This window comes from Campylobacter concisus, from assembly GCF_003048575.1.
Lineage (GTDB): Bacteria > Campylobacterota > Campylobacteria > Campylobacterales > Campylobacteraceae > Campylobacter_A > Campylobacter_A concisus_U.
The window spans coordinates 1-4,505 of sequence record NZ_PIRZ01000012.1 but is presented as its reverse complement, the minus strand read 5'-3'; the positions used below and the strand labels follow the sequence as shown (position 1 = coordinate 4,505).

The 4,505-nt window shown below is 37.3% G+C and carries 6 protein-coding genes; 2 read left to right on the top strand and 4 right to left on the bottom strand.

Annotated features, from left to right (window positions below; all coding sequences use genetic code 11):
• The 3 genes from CVS84_RS09835 to CVS84_RS09380 form a co-directional block, all read right to left on the bottom strand.
• Positions 1-167 (bottom strand): helix-turn-helix domain-containing protein (locus CVS84_RS09835; RefSeq protein WP_199906133.1); only part of this gene is annotated, 167 nt, incomplete at its 3' end.
• A gap of 74 nt (positions 168-241) precedes the next feature.
• Entirely contained in the window at positions 242-2,278 is a 2,037-nt protein-coding gene (locus tag CVS84_RS09385) for a DDE-type integrase/transposase/recombinase (RefSeq protein ID WP_107692054.1), read from the bottom strand.
• Positions 2,278-2,496, bottom strand: a complete 219-nt coding sequence (locus CVS84_RS09380) for a hypothetical protein (RefSeq protein WP_103624406.1) — start codon at positions 2,494-2,496, stop codon at positions 2,278-2,280. Before CVS84_RS09380 ends, CVS84_RS09385 begins: the two co-directional genes overlap by 1 nt.
• An 82-nt stretch (positions 2,497-2,578) precedes the next feature.
• On the opposite strand from CVS84_RS09380, the gene CVS84_RS09375 reads away from it, so the two are divergent.
• Positions 2,579-2,983 carry a hypothetical protein gene (locus CVS84_RS09375; protein WP_107692053.1) on the top strand — a complete coding sequence of 135 codons (405 nt, stop codon included), beginning with the start codon at positions 2,579-2,581 and terminating at the stop codon, positions 2,981-2,983.
• Here CVS84_RS09375 and CVS84_RS09480 read toward each other — a convergent pair.
• Positions 2,922-3,170, bottom strand: a complete 249-nt coding sequence (locus CVS84_RS09480; protein ID WP_159070084.1) for a hypothetical protein — start codon at positions 3,168-3,170, stop codon at positions 2,922-2,924. The genes CVS84_RS09375 and CVS84_RS09480 overlap by 62 nt on opposite strands.
• A gap of 181 nt (positions 3,171-3,351) precedes the next feature.
• On the opposite strand from CVS84_RS09480, the gene CVS84_RS09370 reads away from it, so the two are divergent.
• Complete coding sequence (locus CVS84_RS09370; protein WP_107692052.1) at positions 3,352-3,993, top strand: S24 family peptidase; 642 nt, start codon at positions 3,352-3,354, stop codon at positions 3,991-3,993.
• Positions 3,994-4,505: the final 512 nt, after the last annotated feature.

Genomic DNA, 4,505 nt, shown 5'->3' with positions numbered 1-4,505 from the left:
TTAGCTGGCTCTTCTACTTTGTCGGCATACTTGTAGCTAGAGCCTTCCTTTATATATCCCGAGATATACGCGGGATTTATTCCCAACGCCGTAGCAAATTTGTTCTGACTCATACCGCTTGATTTATTAGCTTCGATGAAGTCTTTTATTCTGTCTGCTAATTGCATAATTAGCTCCTTTCTTTAAAATTTAAAATCTTTTAAATACGTTTAAAGTGCTGTTAAAACGCATTTAAAAGGCTTTATTCGCCGCTGGCCCTATCTATCGCCATGTCAAGAATGCTCCTTTTGGCATTTCTCTTAACTTCGCCTGTTATCTCAATTTTAGAGTAATCAAATCTTGCACTTGTTATCTCACTAACCGCCTCTTGCTGCGCTATGGCTTCTTTGATGCTATCGATATTTGAGTTTTCAACAATCTTATTTTCTTTTTTGAGCGCTTCTTGATGAGCTGCTTGCATTTGAGCCAGATCATAATCCACATTTAGTTTTGTGAATTCGCTCAGTTTTGCTTGACTTACCCCTTTTCTTACTGCTTTTAACCTGTCATTGAATAGTCTATTGGCAATCTTAAATTCATCCGCTCTAAGCTGCATCAAGCTACTATCTGTGGCTTTACAGATGAACTCTCCATCAAGCGTATATATGAATGCCTCGCTCACGTTGTCTATATTCACGCTTACTCTAACCTCTGTCCTGACATCAGGCAGCATGCGCGATACATAGGTTATCTTATCGATCGTTATGCCTTTTTTGCTGACTTTATGGATGCCTTTACTACCGGCAAAGAGTAAAAATCTCTCATATTCAATAGTTTTTAGCGGTGTATCGTCGCTATTCCACCTTTGTATAGGAGAATTCTTTTTGCGTTTTACGGCAGTTATATCCCACTCAAGCACAGCTGTTTCAAATCGCTTCCTCATGTCATCATACGTTAGTAGATGTTTTTGATTGGTCTTTTTTATCCAGCCATACTCATCTTTTGCGTGTCGCTCTTTTTTAGGGGTTTGCTGCTCTATGTTTTCGCGCTTTGCAACACTTCCACCTATATAGCCCGGAGTATGGGCCATCTTGCTTCGCTGAATCGTGCCAAAATGTCTTTCGACAAAGGCTTTGTCTTTGCCATGATAGGCTCTTGCAGCGTCATAGTCTATACCAAGACCTTCAAGCAGGTCTTGAAATTCTTTACTTATATAGTCTTTACCGTTATCACCTTTTATACACTCAGGCTTGCCTAAAAGCTCAATAGCTCTCCAAAGCAAGCGAGTTATGCCTAATGCATTTGACGTCTCAGCCAAAGTCGCCACACATCTACCGCTGAATACGTCTATGATAGATAGGATATTTGGTCTTACCTGCACTCCGCCTTTGCCGTCTCGCACGATGACATCGAGCTTTGAGCTGTCTATCTGCCAGCACTGATTTCGTCTAGTCACGAATATGCCTTGTGTGCCGTGAGCCGGGTCAAGGTAGCTTATGGTTTTATCTATGCCTTTGGTTGAGACGATGGTGTCTAGTATGTTCTTGGCTTTATATTCTTTTAAAAACCTACTGATCACGCCAGTATCGAATAGTGGCGTTACCTTGCCTTGAAGAAAGTCAGGTGCACTGAATTTACCCGTTCGCTTACCATATTCGAAATGAAGCTCTTTCCAAAGCTGTGTGATGTTTAGATCACCAGCCCCGTAAGCTCTAAATTTAGTGAGTATGAATTCCTTCATCCACTCTTCAAGCTTATGTGAGCCCTTCTTTTTGCCGCGTCTATCAAGCAGACCGCGTAAATTTTGCTCCTTATAGGCTCTTTGCCATCTAAAAAGGTTTGCTTCGCTGATGCTTTCGCTTTCGCAAAACTTTTTAGAGGACAGATCGCTCGTCTCATATCTTTTTATGATGTCTCGTTTTCTTCTTGCTTCGACAAGCTCTTCTTCGCTGGCTTCAAGATATATGTCGCCCTCATCTTGCTCGTTGTTGTCATTGCTATGCGTTTTAGTGTTCTTGATCTCGCTAAATTTCATCATTTTTAGTCCGTTTTTACTCTCTGTACCACTATCTAGCACATAAATTTCAACATCGCTACTTAGCTTTTTGGCTCTTACAAGAGAGCTGATGTCAGCGATCTCTACTTCAAAGAGTAGCTTTACACCGCCACGACTTCTAGTGCCTGCGTCTTGCAAGCGGAGGAAGGGGTATTTGGTGGAGTTACGTTGGGTGGCTAGTCTTAGACCTCTCTCGCAAACACCAAAGACTAGTGAAGCAACCTGTGTTTCAACATAAAACATTAGCTAGCCTTCTCTTCTTTCAAATTTTCAGGTAGCTCATCGATAATACCCTCAGCGACCAATGCTTCAAACACCATTTTTGCTTTACCTCTTGAATTATTTTTGCTTCCCGTGATCTCGCCGTTTATCACATAATATGTGGTGCGCTCATCAAGGTTATGCTTCTTGGCCCACTGACGGATACTGATGCAGTTTTCGATGAAATATCGCTTTATCATTTTTGCTCCTTCCCTTTTAAATTTCATTGTTAAGTCGGTATTTTTTAGCTCGTTTTGGTAAAATCACCAAAAAGGAGCAACTATGAAAATAGACAACTATCTATCAAATCTTGACAACATCTTGGTCGAGATAGCAAAAGAAATGAGTAAAAATGAGCTTGAAAAAGCTAAAAAGCTTTTTTTAAACTATAATTTTGATCCCAAAGCCTTACTACCACTAAAACCAGTTACCTTGAAATACATCAGCAAAACACCAAAAGCAAGAGCGACTTTCATAGCCAAGCAAGAAAATCAAGAGCTTATAAGGTTTTATGCTGTTTATTTGCTTGCAAAATCTTATGAGGTGGCTGATTTAACGCCATATACCCTTTATTGGATCGGTGGTTCTTACCGAGGATTTGCAGAGGGTGTGAGCGATAAAGTTTCTAGTCTGACTCATGAGCTGTATTGCGATCACGCCTATCACCTCTTGAAAAATTACTGCTAAGAGATTGCATATCAGCCACTACATCATCTTGCAAGTTATCGGCTTGCTGTTTGATGTTGTTAGCCAATATTTCTATCATCTTATTTCTCTCTGCCACATCAGCTATCACAGCTAAATCTATGATCATGTCCGCAAAATTTGCAATAAAAGATACCCTTTGTAATATATTTGGTTTATTCTTTTCCATTTTTTATCCTTGAAATTGTGAAAAACCGACTTAACAATGAAATTTAAAAGAACTATTGTTTCAAACCTTTGAAAAATTTAAACTTTTTTAAGCTATAATTTCAAAGGATTGAAAGAATTGTATCACAACTTGTGAATAAAGTCAATACGTTTTGTGTATATTTTTGAAAGGAACTCACAATATGGATAAGATAGATACTATTTTGGGAAGAATTTATAAAAAACTAGACATTAAAAACGATGCTGATTTTTGTAAAAGATACGACATAAAGCCAAACACATTAAGCAATTGGAAAAGTAGAAATACTCTTGCTCTTGAGAAAATACTTGATATAGCCAGAAAAGAAAAAATATCTATAGATTATATTTTGCTAGGCAAGGATAATGAAAACAATACACATAACGTGAATAATGATGGGTATCATATTAGGGTTTTAAGCCACAATGTAAGTGCTGGAACGTCTTCAGACATAGATGGTATTGATGTTTTCGATACAAAGCAAAAAATTTTTATCCCAAGGGATCTCTTTAAATTTCCAGTTAAAGAGGATAGGCTTAGGATGACACAAGTTGTTGGCGATAGCATGTTGCCAAAATTGCACCCTGGCGACTGGGTGATACTTGATATTACCGAAAATTTTGTGGGCGATGGACTTTATGTCATCAACTATAACAATATTTTAATGGTAAAAATGCTTCAAGTGGGTCAAAATGGCAATATATGTATAAGAAGTCTAAACCCAGAGTATAGTAGCTACGAGCTCAAAAGTGATACACAAGAAATTTTTTATGTGCTAGGTCGTGTAATCAAGAGCATAACATAAATTAAAACTTAAAATGTTCCTTAATCAGTTATTGATATTTTTTTTAAGTTTCATCAAGTATTTGGTATTTAAAATTATTGTGTTCCTTAATAGTAAAGCGCTATTCTCTGTGTGTTGATAACACTAAGGAACATTAAGCTTAATTAAGGAACATTTTTATAAAAATTCTGTTCCTTAATTGCTATTTTTCTTGCTTTTTACAACCAAATTTTCTGAGAACCTTAAGCCAAAATTGTCAAAATTTAGTAAGCAATAGGATTTTTTGGGATAAATTTTGGGACGTTTTAAACACTCTTTAAAGTGCGTTTATTTGGGCTTTATATACACTTGTAGTGTTTAAAAATTTCCTTAAATTTGGGACAAATGGGTTGATTTGGGATAATAGGGATTTTTTGTCTTAGCTGAATTCTTGCATTACAACTGAGAGTGAGAGCCTTTTAAGAGCCTATTTTAGGGGCTTTCAAAAAATGTGCGCTAAATTTTTTCACTCTCATTTTCTTTACCCCCTCACA